A 17366-nucleotide genomic window follows, 5' to 3' on the forward strand; every position below is an offset into this window, starting at 1 on the left:
ATTTAATCTTCCTCGGTTATTTACTCACTGTACACAGGGGTACAAAGGTGTATCGATATCGTAAGGTCAACGCAGCACATTTCAAGCCCCGTGCTCGGTTAAGTGTTTAAAAAAACATAACTTTACATTATTGGCGGGTTTTAAATGCAGTTACTGACGCAGAGTATACACGGATAAAAAAAGGCACAGCATTTGCTGTGCCTGTTGGTCTTAGTTGACCGCTGCCGGTGTGACCGCGGGCTGCTGTTTTTCCAGCTGGGCCAGGTCATTGGCAATTTTGACCGTTTCATCAAGATACGGGTCAGGTTCTTTATAGTCCTTAGGCAAATCGTCCAGCTTAGCCAGCGGTTTTTTACCTTCCGCTTTCAGTCTGGCGTTGATCCGCTCAAGGCGCAGTGCATCATCTTCACGGTTCTCTTTTTCGCGCTCGGCCAGATTAAGCGAAATAATATTACGCTTATCCTTGTTGGCATTGAAGCGCGCGATATCCTTGATGATGTACTGGAACTCAGCATCTTTCGCAATGCGGTCCTGGTGATCTTTCAGCAGCTGGGGTTCCAGCGGCTTCAGATCGCCAATTTTGGTGTAGGTTGCAGCATTCACGCTATCCCACGGCAGCGCGTTGTCCTCAAACTTCTCACCGGTCTCGATGGCTTCCACACCGGTAGGCATCAGCAGGTCAGGCGTCACACCTTTACGCTGCGTACTGCCGCCATTGATGCGGTAGAACTTCTGGATGGTGTACTGTACGGAACCCAGCGCTGGCCATTCAGGGCGCAGCATCTGATCGTAAATGCGATTCAGAGAGCGGTACTGCTGTACGGTGCCCTTACCGAAGGTCGGTTCGCCGACAATCAGTGCACGACCGTAGTCCTGCATTGCCGCAGCAAAGATTTCCGACGCAGAGGCACTGAAGCGGTCAACCAGCACCACCAGCGGCCCTTTGTAGTAGGTAATACCATCGTTATCGCTGTCTTCACGCACCTTGCCGTTATTGTCGCGAACCTGGACTACCGGGCCGCCTGGAATAAACAGACCAGAGAGTGACACCGCTTCGGTGAGTGCTCCGCCGCCATTGGTACGCAGATCAATCACGATGCTGTCAACGTTCTGCTTCTGCAGCTTTTGCAGCTGCACCTTCACGTCGTCGGTCAGGCCCACATAGAAGCCCGGAATATCCAGCACGCCGACTTTCTCTTTCCCGACGTTGTGCACGGACATTTTCACCGCACGGTCTTCAAGACGGATTTTCTCACGCGTCAGAGTGATGATTCGGGTTTTTGTCCCCTTACCTGCCGGCAGCACTTCCAGGCGAACTTTACTGCCCTTCGGTCCTTTGATCTGTGCGACAACGTCGTCCAGACGCCAGCCGATAACGTCCACGATCGGTTTACCCGGCTGACCTACGCCAACGATACGGTCGCCAACGGTGATCGCTTTACTTTTCGCCGCCGGGCCACCGGCCACCATGGAGTTTATTACCGTGTAATCATCGTCCATTTGCAGCACCGCACCGATACCTTCCAGAGAAAGGCTCATTTCAGTGTTGAACTGTTCGGTATTACGCGGGGAGAGATAGTTGGTGTGCGGATCGATTTCATGAGCAAAGGCGGTCATCGCCAGCTGGAAAACGTCTTCGCTGTTGCTTTGCGCCAGGCGACGCTCAGCAAACTGATAGCGCTTGGTGAGAACCTCACGGATCTCTTTATCATCTTTTCCGGTCAGCTTCAGGCTCAGCTCATCATATTTGACCTTGGCATCCCACAGCGCATTGAGTTCGTCAGTGGTTTTCGGCCATGCGGCCTTACTGCGGTCAATATCGATGGTGTCGTTACCGGTAAAGTTCATCGGCTTATTAAGCACCGACAAGGCATACTGATAACGCTCAAAGCGGCGTTTCTGGGTCAGATTATATAAATCGTAAAAGACAGAAAGCTGGCCGGTTTTTAATTCTTCGCCCAGTGTTGCTTTTTTATCCTCGTACTGTGCAATGTCAGACGCTAACAACACGTTGTGGCTGTAGTCGAGCAGGTTCAGATAGCGATCGAAGATTTTTGCTGAAAAATCTTTGTCGAGATCGAACTGACGATAATGTGAACGAGTAAAACGCGAAGTCACACGTTCGCTTACGGTAGCGTGTTGGGCTTCCTGATGCAGCTGAGGGATCTGATCGGCGCGGGTAATGTTATCCGCGGCGTAAAGGTTTCCTGCAAACAGCAGGCCTGCAATGATGGTGCTTTTAAAAAGAGTGTTCATGCCCTGATTAGCCTCCGTATCAGAACTGCAAGTGTTCTGCGCGTACTATCATTGCCAGGCCGGAAGCCAGCTGTACCCGAACGCCATCTTTGGTGATTTCAAGAATGGTCGCATCCATGGCATTTTTGCCTGCGGTAACTTTAATGCTCTGGCCAACTTGCAATGCTGAGGTGTCGGTAACGGGTTTGCTACGCGACGGCTGACGCTCTTCACGTACAGCAGCGGCTGCCGGAGCAGGAGCGCGGTCGGCCTGCGGGCGGGCAGGTTTGCTGCGCGGCTTGCGCGGCTGCTCACCTTCGGCTGCTGGCTTACGGGCAGGCTTGCGCGGACGACGGGGAGCGGCTTCTTCACCGGCTTCACGTTTTTTCGCCTGCTGCTGCTCGCGCTGTGCCTGAACGCGTGCTTTCGCTTCTTCAAGCTGTTTACGGGCATGTTCAACATGCTGCTCATCGAGCTGTCCACAGGCATTACCGTCCAGATCCACACGGTCGGCACCGGCTTTAATGCCGTACAGGTAACGCCAGCTGGAGGTATAAAGACGCAGTGCAGAACGAAGCTGAGTTTTGCTTAAACCCATTTCACCCTGAACGCGGTCAACTAAATCCTGAAAGATCCCAATCTTTAATGGGCGCGCTTCGCCTTCAGCGCTAAAGCACTGAGGGAAACGCTCTGCCAGAAAGGCAATTACTTCTTTAGTACTGTTCAACTTAGGTTGATTTTCCATGAAATTTCCTGATTACAACGGGTTTGCCAATCAGCGCAGGCATGAACAGGCGTCATTATAATGACCCCATCAACAATTGCTACGTGATCCAGCGCTTTAGGTGCGTTTCATGCGAATAAATTTTTCCACATCGGTGCCAGCCAGCACCTCGCATAGCCCGTCAGTTACGGCTTTAAGCCCTTTTTCATCCTCAATATCGAAACGGTTATACTCCACGCTATCGATATCTAACACGCCAATAACGCTACCGTTAACCACCAGAGGCAGCACAATTTCAGCATTGCTGGCGGCGTCACAGGCGATATGACCGGGGAAAAGATGCACATCATCAACGCGCTGCACGGCGTTTTCCGCTACCGCCGTTCCGCAAACGCCACGCCCCACGGGAATACGCACGCAGGCGATTTTTCCCTGGAAGGGACCCAGCACGAGGGTATTTTCTTCCGTTAACAGATAGAAACCGGCCCAGTTAACCCCATCAAGACGTTCAAACAGGAGTGCGCTACAGTTACCCATGGCGGCCAGAAAGCTGGTTTCACCCGTCAATAAGGCACGCATATCCCGGTTCAGGTCGGTATAGAATTCTGTTTTTGTCATTGTTTAACCATTATTAAATCTGTCGCGAAGCCCGCAGACGCTTCGTTGAATAAAATTGTGATAAATGCCAGCGAGACAGGATGATTCATGTCGTTAGTTAATATAACCTTAGAGTTGTATGAAGCGATCTGCACGATTCAAACGAGTCACGCGACTTGCCTAAATCTGCCCTGCACCTGCGCTGTTTGGGCCTAAGCACGACCAGGAATATGAAAATACACGCCATCAGTCATGCTCTGCCACAGGCACGTTATCAGCGATGTCCGCAATGCGATACCCTTTTTTCCTTACCAGATGTGAAATCCAGACAGTCCGCGCACTGCCCGTGCTGTAACGCTCGCATTCTGAACGGACGCGACTGGTCGATGACCCGACTGACGGCGATGGCAGTCACAATGATTCTACTGATGCCTTTTGCCTTCAGCGTACCGTTAATGACCGTCCACCTCTTAGGTACCAACATTCGCGCCAGCCTGCTGGGCGGCATCATGCAGATGGCACAGCAGGGTGACGTGATTACCGCCTCCATGGTCGCCTTCTGCACGATTGGCGCACCGGTGACGCTGGTAGTCTCAATCAGCTACCTCTACTTCGGAGAAAAGCTGGGGATGAACCTGCGCCCGGTCCTGCTGATGCTCGACAGACTCAAAGAGTGGGTGATGCTGGATATTTATCTGGTTGGCGTCGCCGTTGCTTCAATTAAAGTGCAGGACTATGCCTCGATCGATCCCGGCAGCGGGCTGGTGGCGTTTATTTCGCTGACCCTGCTCAGCCTGCTGACGCTGATCCACCTTAATGTAGAACAGCTGTGGCATCGTTTTTATCCGCAGCCGGTGCAGCATGCACCCCCGGCTTCGCTGCGCGTATGTCTGAGCTGCCACCATACCGGCGTGGCCGATGATCGAGGCCGCTGCCCTCGCTGCCATACGCCGCTGCCCTTTCGCCGCCACTTCAGCCTGCAAAAATCCTGGTCAGCCCTGATTGCATCGATTGTTTTGCTGATCCCCGCAAACCTGCTGCCGATTTCGATTATTTATCTGAACGGCGCACGTCAGGAGGACACCATTCTCTCGGGCATCATGTCGCTCGCATCGGGCAATATTCCCGTGGCGGCGGTGGTATTTATTGCCAGTATCCTCGTACCGTTTACCAAGGTTATCGTGCTGTTCAGCCTGCTGCTCAGTATCCATTTCAACTGCGAACAGGGGCTCAAAACCCGCATCCGCCTGCTGCGCGTGGTGAAGTGGGTTGGCCGCTGGTCGATGCTGGATTTATTCGTTATTTCACTGACCATGTCGCTGGTTAATCGTGACCAGCTTCTGGCTTTTACTATGGGACCGGCAGCCTTCTACTTTGGCTCGGCGGTTATACTGACTATTCTTGCCGTTGAGTGGCTTGATAGCCGTTTACTTTGGGATGCTCATGCAACAGGAAACGCCGACTACACCGACTAGCGCACGCGTCGTCAACCGGCGAAAAATTTCGCCGTTCTGGCTGCTGCCGTTTATTGCTTTACTGATAGCGGGCTGGCTGATCTGGACTAACTACCAGGAACGCGGAACCACGGTGACCATCGATTTTGCCACCGCTGACGGTATTGTTCCCGGCCGCACGCCGGTTCGCTACCAGGGCGTTGAAGTCGGTCTGGTGCAGGGGATCAGCATGACTGACGATCTGCGCACCATCAAAATCAAAGCCAGTATCAAAAGCGATATGCGGGATGCGCTGCGTGAAGATACCCAGTTCTGGCTGGTCACGCCGAAAGCCTCACTGGCAGGCGTATCCGGGCTGGATGCGCTGGTAGGCGGTAACTATATCGGCATGATGCCGGGCAAAGGCGAACCGCGGGAAAACTTCGTGGCGCTGGATACCCAGCCGAAGTATCGCGTTAACACCGGCGAAATGATGATCCACCTGCACGCGCCGGATCTCGGCTCACTGAACAGCGGGTCGCTGGTCTATTTCCGTAAAATCCCGGTAGGTCGTGTTTATGATTACAGCATCAATCCCGGCAATCACAACGTCACCATTGATGTACTTATTGAGCGCCGCTTCACTAATCTGGTGAAAAAAGACAGCCGTTTCTGGAACGTCTCCGGCGTGAAGGCCGATGTAGGGCTGAGTGGTGCAAAAGTCGAACTGGAAAGCGTGGCGGCGCTGGTTAACGGTGCGGTAGCCTTTGATTCGCCGGAATCCTCTGAGAATGCGAAGAGTGACGATAGCTACACCCTGTATCCTGACCTTGCGCACAGCCAGCGCGGCGTGGCGATTACCCTCGATCTGCCGGATGGTAAAAATCTGAAGGAAGGCAGCACTCCGCTGATCTATCAGGGTCTGGAGGTCGGCACGTTGACCAAACTCACCCTGCTTGACGGCGGTAAAGTTTCCGGTGAACTGACGCTGGACCCGTCGGTAACCGGGCTGATGCGCAGCGGAACCCGCATTGAGATGCACAGCCCGAAAATCAGTCTGAACGACAGTTCGTTAAGCAGTTTGCTGACCGGTAACACGCTGGAGCTGGTTCCCGGCGAAGGCGAACCGCAAAACCACTTTGTGGTGCTGCCGGACAATGAATCATTGTTGCAGCAGGCCAATACGCTGGTCCTGAAACTTAGTGCACCGGAGAGCTACGGCATTGATGCCGGGCAGCCGCTGATGCTACACGGCATGCGTATCGGCCAGGTACTAAGTCGTACCCTGACGGAAAAAGGCGTGAACTTCAGCCTCGCGGTGATGCCGGAATACCGGCAGCTGGTACACGGCGACAGCAAATTTATTATCAACAGCCGCCTGGACGTGAAGCTCGGCATTGACGGGATGGAAGTACTGGGTGCCAGCGCCCGCGAATGGGTTGACGGCGGAATTCGGCTCGATCCCGGCAGTAAAGGCGAGGTGAAAGAGGTCTATCCGCTTTACGCCAACAGTGAAAAAGCGCAGGAAGGTATTACCGGCGATCAACTGCCGACCACGCTAACACTGGTGGCCAACAGCCTGCCGGATATTCAGACAGGTTCCGTGGTGCTCTACCGTAAGTTCCAGGTGGGTGAGATTATTAACGTTACCCCGCGCGCCGATGCGTTTGACGTTAGTGTGCACATAAAACCGGAGTACCGCCGCCTGCTGACGCAGAACAGCGTGTTCTGGGCCGAAGGTGGCGCACGCGTGCAGCTGAACGGTAGCGGCCTGACCGTGCAGGCGTCGCCACTGAACCGGGCGCTGAAAGGGGCGATCAGTTTCGATAATCTCAGCGGAGCCGGCGCGGGCCTGACGCGCGGTGATAAACGCATTCTGTACGATTCAGAAACCGCTGCACGCGCGGTAGGCAGCCAGATCACTCTGCGAACCTACGATGCCAGCAAGCTGGCAGCAGGCATGCCGATCCGCTATCTGGGTATCACTATCGGCCAGCTGGAGTCTCTGGCGCTGGGTGCCGATAACAATCAGGTGATAGCTAAAGCAGTGCTGTATCCGGAATATGTCGAAAACTTTGCCCGCCTCGGCAGCCGCTTCTCGGTTGTTTCCCCGCAGATCTCTGCGGCAGGAGTCAACCATCTGGAAACGCTGTTACAGCCTTATATCAACGTCGACCCCGGTAAAGGCCGTGCGCAGCGGACTTTCGAACTGCAGGAGTCAACCATCACCGATGCGCGCTATCTCGATGGCCTTAACGTGGTGGTGGATGCGCCGGAAGGCGGTTCGCTCTCGGTCGGTACACCGGTACTGTTCCGCGGTATTGAAGTGGGTACCGTCACCGGAACGGCGCTGGGTAGCATGGCCGATCGCGTGCAGATCACCCTGCGCATCAGTAAGAAATACCAGCATCTGGTACGCAACAACTCGGTGTTCTGGCTGGCATCCGGCTATAACCTGAAGTTCGGACTGATTGGTGGCGTGGTGAAAACCGGTACCTTCCAGCAGTTTATTCAGGGCGGAATTGCTTTTGCCACCCCACCAACGGTTCCTCTTGCGCCTCGCGCAACCCCTGGCAAGCACTTTCTGCTGGAAGAGGAAGAGCCGAAGGACTGGCGGAAATGGGGCACCGCAATGCCGCAGTAAACGCAATATCGGGCAGCCCAGGCTGCCCGTTTTTTTAGAACCATTGACCTGCGTTTCTGGCACTCACAAGAAAAGTCTGTGTTAAACTGCGTCCACTTTTATTTAGTGGACCTGCCCGTGCCTGACTCTTCCCGCGTCTATTTTCCGCCTGCGTTTCTCAGCCTGATGCAGCAGATGCTGCCTGATCGTGCAGAATTCGACCAGTTTATTGCCATAAGCCAGCAGCCACTGCGCCGCAGTCTGCGTGTTAACACCCTGAAAATCAGCGTTGCGGATTTTCTCACGCTGGTTGCCCCGATGGCATGGTCGCTGACGCCGATCCCCTGGTGCCCTGAAGGCTTCTGGATTAGTCGTGACGACGGCGATGCACTGCCGCTGGGCAGTACAGCTGAACACCTTGCCGGGCTGTTTTATATTCAGGAAGCCAGCTCAATGCTGCCGGTAACGGCACTGTTCGACGGCTGCCCGACACCGCAGCGAGTGATGGACGTGGCCGCGGCACCGGGATCGAAAACCACTCAAATTGCCGCTCGCATGCATAACGGCGGTGCGATTCTGGCCAACGAATATTCGGCCAGTCGGGTGAAAGTGCTGCACGCCAATCTTAGCCGCTGTGGAATCAGCAACACGGCTATGACTCACTTTGATGGCCGCGTCTTTGGCGCGGCGCTGCCGGAATCGTTTGACGCTATCCTGCTGGACGCCCCCTGTTCGGGTGAAGGCGTGGTCCGCAAAGATGCCGACGCGCTGCGCAACTGGTCCGAAGCCAGCAACGCGGAGATCGCCGCCACTCAGCGTGAGCTGATTGACAGCGCCTTCCATGCGCTGCGCCCCGGAGGCACGCTGGTTTATTCCACCTGTACCCTGAATCAGGATGAGAATCAGCAGGTTATTGCCTGGCTACTGGCGCGTTATCCGGATGCGGTAGAGGTTGAGCCCCTCGACCAGCTGTTTGCCGGGGCGGAAAAAGCCGCTACCGCCGAAGGCTATCTGCACGTTTTTCCGCAGATCTTTGACAGCGAGGGATTCTTCGTTGCCCGCCTGCGTAAAACGACCAGTATCCCCGCCCTGCCGCAGCCGGGCTATAAACTCGGCAAGCTACCATTTAGCCCAATGAGCCGCGCCCAGCAGCAGGAAGTGGCCGCAGCGGCAGCGAAGTGCGGACTGCATTGGGATGAGCAATATACGCTGTGGCAGCGCGATAAAGAGATCTGGCTATTCCCGGTGGAGATTGAACCACTGCTGTCCCGCGTTCGCTTCTCTCGCATCGGCCTGAAGCTGGCGGAAACCTTCCCGAAAGGCTATCGCTGGCAGCATGAAGCGGCAATTGCGCTGGCAGACCCGTTGGCAGTCAATGCGGTTGAATTGAGCAGTGCCGAAGCTGAAGAGTGGTATCGCGGGCGCGATATCTACCCGGAACGCGATCTTCCGTCAGGAGAGCTGATTATCTGCCACCAGCGACAACCGATCGGCATTGCTAAAACCGTGGGATCGCGCATCAAAAATAACTATCCCCGCGATCTGGTACGCGACGGCAAACTGTTTAACACATAAAGCGATCTGGCCCGGTAACGGGCCATTTAAGGCACAAATTCATTAGTTTCGGAAAGTATTGAACTCCGGTTTAGACGATATGGTCTACATTGCTTCATTGACCTTATCGCTGCAGGGATTCAGCATCCATGAGAAACCGTTATCAGTTCTACTTTACGCTTGCCTTAATCACTATCGGCAGCCTGCTTATTATTGAAGTGCTGGCACGTCTGGTGCATCTGATCGTTGTCGGCTAACTTGTTTCGGCTACTTCATCGCCCGCGGATTTTTACGCAGAGATCCTGACCAGCTAAAGTCTTTCACTTCGCTCTCTTTTGCCGCCGACGGTTTACGCGGTTTTTTCACTTTGACCACCTGGGTACTTTCACGCACCACCCGCTCCTTCATTACCAGCCGCTTTGCCTCTTTCAGGATCTCTTTTTCTTCTTTCTTACTGGCGATATGACCGAGCTTCGCGGTGAGGGTCTTTACCCGTAGTTCAACCAGCACCTTCTCTTCTGCCGTGAACTGGTCGATCGAAATCTCTTTATCATTTTTCATCGTTTGAGCTCCTTGCCAGCGGCACCGCGAACGGATCTCCGCTGCGGTGGGGCAGCTTTTATCGTAAAGTGCGCACGCACAGCACACAAGCATCGATCGCGGAAAACGTCCCCCCGACCTTGCCTTGCTGATTGCGTGCCTGTGTTCATTCGCTGTGCTACCCTCGCGGTGCGCGCTCTGCCGCGGGGTGCATCCCCGGCAACAGCCATTATCGTCAACCGTGTAAAAGGAGTTCATATGACTGACGTGGAGCAGGCCAGCTCTGTTTCGATATTCCGTATTCGTGGCGATATTGTCGCCAGTACCCACGATGAACACGGGCAGATTACGGTGATCGAGAATAAAATTTACCGCATCCTCACCTTCGACCGCATGTGCGAACAGAGCAAAATGCAGAAGAACGAGCCGGCACTGCCAGTGCACAATTATATCCGTGCCATGCTGATGGCCGTGGCGTTGAAATCTCCGCAAAAAGCGCTGATCCTTGGACTGGGCGGCGGCTGTCTGCCAAGAGCGATCGCGGCCCGTGATGCCGCCTGCGCGATGGATATTGTTGAGCTTCGCCCTGCGGTGATCGACGTTGCGCGGCGGCACTTTTCCCTGCCGGAAGGCGAGCATATTCACTATCACGCCGTCGATGCCGACCAGTTTATCGCCTCGGCAGAAGAGCATCGCTATGATCTGATTTTCTCCGACCTGTACGCCGCCGATACGATGTCACCGCTGCAGGAGATGGAAACCTTCCTGCAGCACGCTAACCGCACGCTCAAAGCAGATGGCTGGCTGGTACTTAACTATCCACAGCGCCCTGCGGCCAACGGCCCGCTGCTTCAGGCACTACAACGGCAGTTTTCCACCCTGCTGCGCTGCGTGGTGCCCAGCGGCAACGTGGTGATTTATGCCAGCAATGTGACGTTTGACCTGCCTTTACGTGAACTGCAACGCATCGCTATTCGTGCGGGCAACGAGTTTGGCACTGATTTCTCCAGCCTCACCCCGAAACTGGCGGTTTTAAGCGGCAGGCAGCCCTAACGCGATCTCAGCCGTTTTTTTAGCTGTTTAGTTGCCGGTTTACCAATGCTGTGCCAGGTTTACCTCGTTAATCAGGACGTTAAACAAAGAGAACGAAGTATGATGATTAAAGGCATTGGTAAGGGATTCTTTATTTTGATCCTGGCAGTGACAACGCTGGGTTTCTTCCACATCCTGGGACCCTACTTTTCTGCAATTCTGTGGGCGGCGATTCTGGCGGTTATTTTCCATCCGCTGAAAACCCGCATCAGAAAACAGCTCAACGATAAAAACGGCATTTCGGCACTGATCACGCTGCTGATAATCTGCCTTATCGTCTTCATTCCGCTCGCCGTGGTGGCGTCTTCGCTGGCGGTGGAGTGCAACGCGCTGTATAACCGGCTGCAAAACAACCAGACCGAACTGGCTACGGTGGTCAGCGGTGTGGTCAATCACCTGCCGGAATGGGCGCGCCACTTCCTGGCGGAAAACGATCTGAATAATGCCGACCAGATCCAGCAGCAGCTGTCCGGTGCGGCAATGAAAGGCGGTCAGTTCTTCGCTGGCAGCATCATGCTGATTGGTAAGAGCACCTTTAGCTTTACCATCGGTTTTGGCGTGATGATGTACCTGCTGTTCTTCCTGCTGAAAGATGGTGCCTATCTGGTTGGATTGATTTTCACCGCTGTGCCATTGTCGGATCACGTGAAACATCATCTGTTTGTGAAGTTTGCTGCGGTATCTCGCGCCACGGTGAAAGGTACTGTCGTGGTTGCCGTCGTTCAGGGAGCGCTTGGCGGTATTGCATTTTACTTCGCCGATATCCAGGGCAGTATTCTTTGGGGATCGCTGATGGCTTTCCTGTCGCTGATCCCGGCGGTCGGTTCCGCGATCATCTGGCTGCCGGTAGTGCTCTTCTTCCTGTTCTCTGGTGCTGTAGTAAAAGGTCTGGTGCTGGCCTTCTTCTTCGTGGTGGTGATTGGGATGATCGATAACATCCTGCGCCCACTGCTGGTTGGCAAAGACACCAAAATGCCGGACTACCTGATCCTGATCACCACACTCGGCGGCATGGAAATATACGGTATCAACGGCTTTGTGATTGGCCCATTGATTGCCGCACTGTTTATTGCCAGCTGGAACCTGTTCTCCGGTAAAGAACATCGGGGCAATACCGAAGAGATCGACCCGGAATTTATTGAAGAAGGCCTTAGTCAGTCTGAAAAGAGTGAATAACGCTGGCATCGCCGGGCCAACTATCATGGCCCGGCTTTTTTATGCCTGTTGGGCGGCCTTCTTCTCATTCTCGATCAGCCTGATCAACGTACCGTCGGGATCGACTAGCGCGCCCATCTTCAGCCCCCACGGTTGCATTTTTGGCGGATGGATACGCGGGAAGTCAGTGCATTTTTCCGGAATCCCTGCCGCCTGCAACAGGCGATAAAACGCCTCAACATCATCCAGCCGTAGACAACAGCTGAACCAGCTGCTGTAAGGGTCCAGCTCGGGATGCGGGAAAAACTCCAGCACCACGCTACCGGAAACCATAATCATCCAGTGCTCATCCTGCCAGGTGGTAGTAAAACCCAGTGCGGCATAAAACTGCTGAGTGGCGCTGAAACTGCGCGAAGGCAGATTGGGGGTGGCATGGTCGGTCATGGCGGCGGCTCCGAAGCAAAACGAACAGACTGGCTTTTTTGCACATTATTGCAGGTAAAGGCCGCTTTTTCTGCCGGACTCACGGCTTTATTGCGTCAGGAAGGGGCGTGATTTCTGTCAGGCATTCGCATTTAAAGCGTCGGACAGGAGAGTCACATATCCCCCTCTCTGAACTGGCAGCGCTGGCTACCACGGTCATAAACGCTTTTTTTCCTATGAGAAGCGACTTTTACCTGTTTTTTTATTCGCCAGGTCCAGTGAAAAATGTAGAGCAAAGTCCCCTCTTTAAAAGCCGAATCCCTTCAGCCACGCTCATGATTCAATACTGAAATGTCATGTTATTCAATCCTAAGACATTAGGTCTGATGGGTGATACTAAGGTTTTTTTTGTAACTTAATGGGATAGTTTCTGATTGGTACTATGCAGTTCATTGATCATTATTTACACTAAATTGAATTAATGTGTACTTTCATTACAAATCACTAAAAAATGTAAAGGTGAAAAATGAATACGCCTAATTCTCTGTTAACACTTTGTTTTATTTGTCTGATTACCACAGCCTGCACAACACAAAAAGCATTAAAGGAAACTAAACGTCAGTTCGATAATGGCGAATATGGCTGGGCGTTATATACCGGAACCGTGGGCGTTACCGTGGCGGCGATTGCTGACGTTTTCACCCTCGGCGGCACCAGCGATGTCAACACCGGAACCAGCGCGCTCTCTTCCGCCGCCAACACCGCCGCACCAAACTCAAGCGCGGCAAAAGCACTGTCATCAATGGCCTCAGCAGCACCGACGACTTCCTCGTTCAGCGGTCAATCGGGCGCAACGCCAACGGCACAGGCATCCGACAGCGCAGCACTACCGCCTGTTGATGTCAGCACGTTTAATACCAAAGACTACCTGCCGAAAAATGGCCAGTGCGCGAAGAACCTCTCCTACCTCAGCGATCGCCTGCCTGCCGTTGATAATCCCAACATTTCGCAAATCCGTCAGGAGGTGCTGAAAGGGGATATGCTTGAGATTATGCGTAACATTAATAAAGAGGGGAAAACGCCGGACGAAGGTATACAACTCTCACTCCAGCAGGCCGAAGCCTACGACAAATCAGGCAGCAATGCCCTGCAAACCGCAGAACAGACCGATGGACAGGGTATTACCGCCGCGCAGTTTGCACAGCAGATAAAGGCGGGAACGTTGAAAATTGACGTTTGCGACGGTATCCGCAACTCCTCACTTTGCGCGGCGACGATCTACGCCTATGGCGCTATCGGCTCGCGCGCTGCTGCGGCCAACCTGCAGTGCTACAAGCGAACTAATCAGTGGCCGAAGGCGTAGCTGTATCGCTTTTATCCACTGTTCTTATGTTTAATTTCCGTGCAACCTGGGCTGCTTTCAGGCTCGTGATCTGAACCATGATGAATTTCAGGGGATAACGCCCCTGCCGGTTTAATTGTGATTTCACGCACCTCCGTGATTGCCGGAGTGATCAACACTGCTCAATGCTCTTTGACGCTGCTCCGTGAGCGAATAATGGATAGTGTTAAAACACAGGTCGGCATCGGTGGACATGCCAAAAGCATGTTCACCGATTTTGAACTTTAGAGACGTTTTACATCAACAGAAATCACTTCAGACCAACAGGGTAACCTTCATCATAACGTTAATTCATCACGACTTTTTGCCTGCGGATCGGTCACAATGCCTAAAAAGGCAAAGCCAACAGGAATAAGTGAACCCCACAATACGGCGTTCCAACCGTAAAGACTGAGCAGCGCACCAGAAGAAAACGATCCTACAATCATCACGCCAAATACCACAAAATCGTTCAGAGACTGCACCTGAGTTTTTTCTTCGGGTCGGTGATATTCAATAATTTTCGCCGATGCGCCGGTAAAGCCAAAATTCCAGCCAAGCCCCAGTAAAATCAGCGATAGCCAGTAATGGAAGATGTCGGTACCACTGAGCCCGGCCAGGACAGAGCATGCAGTGATAAACAGTCCCGTGGCGGCGATACGCATGGCACCAAAGCGATTAATTAATTTGCCGGTGAAAAATCCTGGTCCGTACATGGCAATAACATGCCACTGGATGCCGAGATTGGACGCCTGCTGGGAAATCCCGTGCATATGCATCGAAAGCGGCGCGGCGGTCATCAGGAAATTCATCACCATATAGGTTACCGCTCCGCTAAATACGGTTCTGGCGAAGCCCGGCTGACGGACAATTTCGCGTAAAGGCCGCCCACCCGATTTTACTGTGCTGGCGGGTTCTGTTGTCTTTACACCTTTAAGTACGAACGCGGAGATGACGGCCACAAGAGCCTGAGCGAGGAACGTGACGGCAAAAGTATGCGGCGGCCAGAGATGCATCGTACCGGAAACCAGCATAGGGCCAACCACGCCAGCTATAACTCCGCCTCCCATCACCAGCGACAGTGCCCTGGCCCGCCGTTCCGGCGCAACGCCGTCCGTTGCGGCAAACCGAAAGCTGAGTGCAACGGCCGCATATGCCCCGCCCATAAATGCGGCAATGCAGAACAGCGAAAACGAGCCAATCACCACGCCCAGAGCAGCGGTCAGGCCGGTAATGACGCCCGCCCCGGTACCGGCCATAAAGGCTGCCCTGCGGCCTTTTTTTCGTGCCAGTGAACCTAACGGCAGAATACAGGCCGCCATTCCCAGAACAAACATGGTGATGGGCAGCGTCGCCAGCGAACTACTGGGGGCTATTGCGTTGCCAACAATGGCTCCTGTGGCATAAAAAACCACGGAATTAGCACCGGCGAGAGCCTGTGCTGCCGACAGGCGGATGATATTATTATTCTGCTCTGCAACTGGCAGGGCGTGTTCAGTGGTCATGTGATGAATTATCCTGATTCATGGTGAGCACTATCCGGTAGCGCGCCAGCCCCTGCTTCAGTCTGCTAAGCGCCTCATTTGCCCTCTCAAATGGCAACTGCTCAGTAACAGGCAACGTATGAAAGAGGTGACTGAATTGCAGAGCGCGTTCGGTTTGTAGCGGTGTGCTGACAAAAGATCCTGTCAGGGTGCGTTCAGCGCCAATCATCATGCCAGGCGTGACCTGCAGCGGCGATTGCCCGCTTCCAAGCAGGATCGCTTTTCCACGGGGTGCCAGGCTGGACACAAGCGCCGAAACCGCTTCTGAGTTCGGAATCGTTGCCACAATGAAATCCACCCCACCGTCAGTTTTCAGGCGTTCTGATACGTTTTCCTTGAGGGTATCGATGAAGTGATGCGCACCCAGCTGCAATGCCGCATGTTCTTTTTCACTACCGCGCGCAACCACAGTGACCTCGAAACCCATTTTTCGTGCGTATTGAACGGCCATGTGGCCAAGGCCCCCCATCCCGACCACAGCCACTTTGTCGCCTGCTCTGGCGCCAGAGTTACGTAGCGCGTTAAAGGTGGCAGTACCGGCGCAGAGAATCGGGGCAGCATGTATGGAGGAGAGCGCTGAGGGTATAGCTATCAGCGCGGTATGCCGCATGACAACATACTCTGCGTAGCCGCCATCGCAGCTGAGACCGGGCGTCAGCTGATTTTCGCAGAGATGAAAAAGCCCGCTGCGGCAGGGGCTGCAATGTTGGCAGTATCCGCCCAAACGCCCGATCCCGACTCGCTGACCGGTTTGCCAGATATCGGGTACCTTCTTCCCTTTTCGCACAATGTAGCCGACGATTTCATGTCCCGGTATACGGCCGGGTTGCCCCTTCTGCGGCGCTTTTTCCGCGTCCCGAAGATCGGCACCGCAGACTCCGCAAGCTTCAATTTTGATGAGCACGTCATCCGGACCAGGGGCAGGTATCGGCCGCTCTGTCATTTCCAGCACACCGGGGGCAACAACCTGCATAGCGCGATATGTTTCATTCATAAATTGCACCGGTAAATGGGGGATTATCAGATTGCAGGGGCGATAAAGAAATGAGACACCGTGTTGCAGGTCACGACTGGAGTAACCACTTCCGCGCTCTCTTTATCACCCGGCAAACTTTTTAGCCACGCGGATTAATTCGTGTGGCGTAGTCATCAGGCGTTACGGCCAGCCATTACGCCGCCATCAATATCCCAGATAGCGCCGGTAACCCAGCCAGTCTTGTCGGAAAGCAGAAAGGCTACCGTTTCCGCGATATCGACAGGGGTACCCACTCGACCGATCGGATGGAAACTGTCGAAGCTGGTCATCACATCCTTAACGTCGTCTTTAGGAATGAAGCCTTCGTAAATCGGCGTATGAACAACGGCAGGAGAAACAGCATTCACGCGGATCCCTTTTTCACCCAGCTCAATGGCCAGGTTTTTGGTCAGCGCGTGGAGACCAGCTTTCGCCATTGAGTAAGCTGAAGACGGTGTGGCACCGATGGCCTGCTGCGCCCACATGGAGCCAATATTAACGATAGAACCTTTGATACCGGCCTCGATCATATTGCGCACCACGTCGCGGGTAATAATGAAAGTGGCGCGGTTAATGCTCATATACATGTCATAGTCTGATGCTTCATGCTCGGTGAACGGTTTAGGGAAAAACACGCCAGCCGCATTGACCAGCAGGCTGATATCTTTGTGTTCAGCGTTAATGGTGTTCACCACGTGCTGCATACCTTCGTCTTTCATCAGGTCGGCAACGATGATGGAAACCTGGCCGTCTGCAGCCAACGCATGGCGGGCCTGCTCGGCTTTCTCATGACGATTGCCAACCAGCACAACGCTGCCACCGTTTTGTAGGATCCGCTTTGCCGTTTCAAAGCCCATACCGCTGGTACCGCCAACCACCAAGAGTTTTTTTCCGGCAAAAGATGCGTTCATTACTAACCTCTGTACATTCATCTGATTGTCATTGATGAAAAGCCGCGCTCCTCATCGTGTGAAACCAGAATGCCACCCTGCCCCTCTGTTGACGACTGAGAAGAAATTGCGATACGGGAAAGAAAATCTTTCTCGCTGG

General features: G+C 53.8%; 14 protein-coding genes. 6 read left to right on the forward strand and 8 right to left on the reverse strand.

The features are described 5' to 3' along the window. Positions 1–210: 210 nt before the first annotated feature. From prc to IBT47_RS05070, 3 genes are all read right to left on the reverse strand, one after another. Positions 211–2256 carry a carboxy terminal-processing peptidase gene (gene prc, locus IBT47_RS05060; protein WP_200559644.1) on the reverse strand — a complete coding sequence of 682 codons (2046 nt, stop codon included), beginning with the start codon at positions 2254–2256 and terminating at the stop codon, positions 211–213. 19 nt (positions 2257–2275) lie between these two features. Further along, the gene (proQ, locus tag IBT47_RS05065; RefSeq protein WP_105594165.1) at positions 2276–2980 is read right to left on the reverse strand and encodes an RNA chaperone ProQ; all 705 of its coding nucleotides are present in this window, start codon (positions 2978–2980) and stop codon (positions 2276–2278) included. A 96-nt stretch (positions 2981–3076) separates the two neighbouring features. Beyond that, entirely contained in the window at positions 3077–3577 is a 501-nt protein-coding gene (locus tag IBT47_RS05070; protein WP_200559645.1) for a GAF domain-containing protein, read from the reverse strand. A 209-nt stretch (positions 3578–3786) separates the two neighbouring features. Here IBT47_RS05070 and yebS point away from each other — a divergent pair, with 209 nt between their 5' ends. The 3 genes from yebS (at position 3787) to rsmF (ending at position 9187) form a co-directional block, all read left to right on the forward strand. Next, the gene (gene yebS / locus IBT47_RS05075) at positions 3787–5031 is read left to right on the forward strand and encodes a membrane integrity lipid transport subunit YebS (protein WP_105594167.1); all 1245 of its coding nucleotides are present in this window, start codon (positions 3787–3789) and stop codon (positions 5029–5031) included. Beyond that, positions 5000–7633 (forward strand): PqiB family protein, encoded by a 2634-nt coding sequence (locus IBT47_RS05080; protein WP_200559646.1) that lies wholly within the window; start codon positions 5000–5002, stop codon positions 7631–7633. Before yebS ends, IBT47_RS05080 begins: the two co-directional genes overlap by 32 nt. Before the next feature lie 117 nt (positions 7634–7750). Further along, complete coding sequence (gene rsmF / locus IBT47_RS05085; RefSeq protein WP_200559647.1) at positions 7751–9187, forward strand: 16S rRNA (cytosine(1407)-C(5))-methyltransferase RsmF; 1437 nt, start codon at positions 7751–7753, stop codon at positions 9185–9187. A gap of 246 nt (positions 9188–9433) precedes the next feature. Here rsmF and IBT47_RS05090 read toward each other — a convergent pair whose 3' ends face one another. Then, positions 9434–9727: a hypothetical protein gene (locus IBT47_RS05090; protein ID WP_105594170.1), complete on the reverse strand. Its 294-nt coding sequence runs from the start codon at positions 9725–9727 to the stop codon at positions 9434–9436. 237 nt (positions 9728–9964) lie between these two features. Here IBT47_RS05090 and IBT47_RS05095 point away from each other — a divergent pair, with 237 nt between their 5' ends. Both IBT47_RS05095 and IBT47_RS05100 read left to right on the forward strand, forming a co-directional pair. Further along, on the forward strand, positions 9965–10759 hold the full coding sequence (locus IBT47_RS05095) for a fused MFS/spermidine synthase (protein ID WP_200559648.1): 795 nt from the start codon (positions 9965–9967) through the stop codon (positions 10757–10759). A 99-nt stretch (positions 10760–10858) separates the two neighbouring features. Next, the gene (locus tag IBT47_RS05100; protein WP_105594172.1) at positions 10859–11974 is read left to right on the forward strand and encodes an AI-2E family transporter; all 1116 of its coding nucleotides are present in this window, start codon (positions 10859–10861) and stop codon (positions 11972–11974) included. A gap of 39 nt (positions 11975–12013) precedes the next feature. On the opposite strand, the gene IBT47_RS05105 is transcribed toward IBT47_RS05100, so the two are convergent. Further along, entirely contained in the window at positions 12014–12397 is a 384-nt protein-coding gene (locus IBT47_RS05105) for a bleomycin resistance protein (protein WP_200559649.1), read from the reverse strand. A 505-nt stretch (positions 12398–12902) separates the two neighbouring features. On the opposite strand from IBT47_RS05105, the gene IBT47_RS05110 reads away from it, so the two are divergent. After that, positions 12903–13739 (forward strand): hypothetical protein, encoded by an 837-nt coding sequence (locus tag IBT47_RS05110; RefSeq protein ID WP_200559650.1) that lies wholly within the window; start codon positions 12903–12905, stop codon positions 13737–13739. A gap of 317 nt (positions 13740–14056) precedes the next feature. Here the strand turns inward: IBT47_RS05110 and IBT47_RS05115 are convergent, their stop codons facing one another. From IBT47_RS05115 to IBT47_RS05125, 3 genes are all read right to left on the reverse strand, one after another. Beyond that, positions 14057–15262, reverse strand: a complete 1206-nt coding sequence (locus tag IBT47_RS05115) for an MFS transporter (RefSeq protein WP_200559651.1) — start codon at positions 15260–15262, stop codon at positions 14057–14059. Then, a complete protein-coding gene (locus IBT47_RS05120) occupies positions 15252–16295 on the reverse strand; it encodes an alcohol dehydrogenase catalytic domain-containing protein (RefSeq protein WP_200559652.1) in 1044 nt (347 codons plus the stop codon). The genes IBT47_RS05115 and IBT47_RS05120 overlap by 11 nt, the downstream gene beginning before the upstream one ends. 155 nt (positions 16296–16450) lie before the next feature. Next, positions 16451–17227 carry an SDR family NAD(P)-dependent oxidoreductase gene (locus IBT47_RS05125; RefSeq protein ID WP_200559653.1) on the reverse strand — a complete coding sequence of 259 codons (777 nt, stop codon included), beginning with the start codon at positions 17225–17227 and terminating at the stop codon, positions 16451–16453. Between the last annotated feature and the right edge of the window lie 139 nt (positions 17228–17366).

Origin of the sequence: Erwinia sp. S43, from assembly GCF_016624745.1 — a bacterium.
Taxonomy (GTDB): domain Bacteria; phylum Pseudomonadota; class Gammaproteobacteria; order Enterobacterales; family Enterobacteriaceae; genus Erwinia; species Erwinia coffeiphila.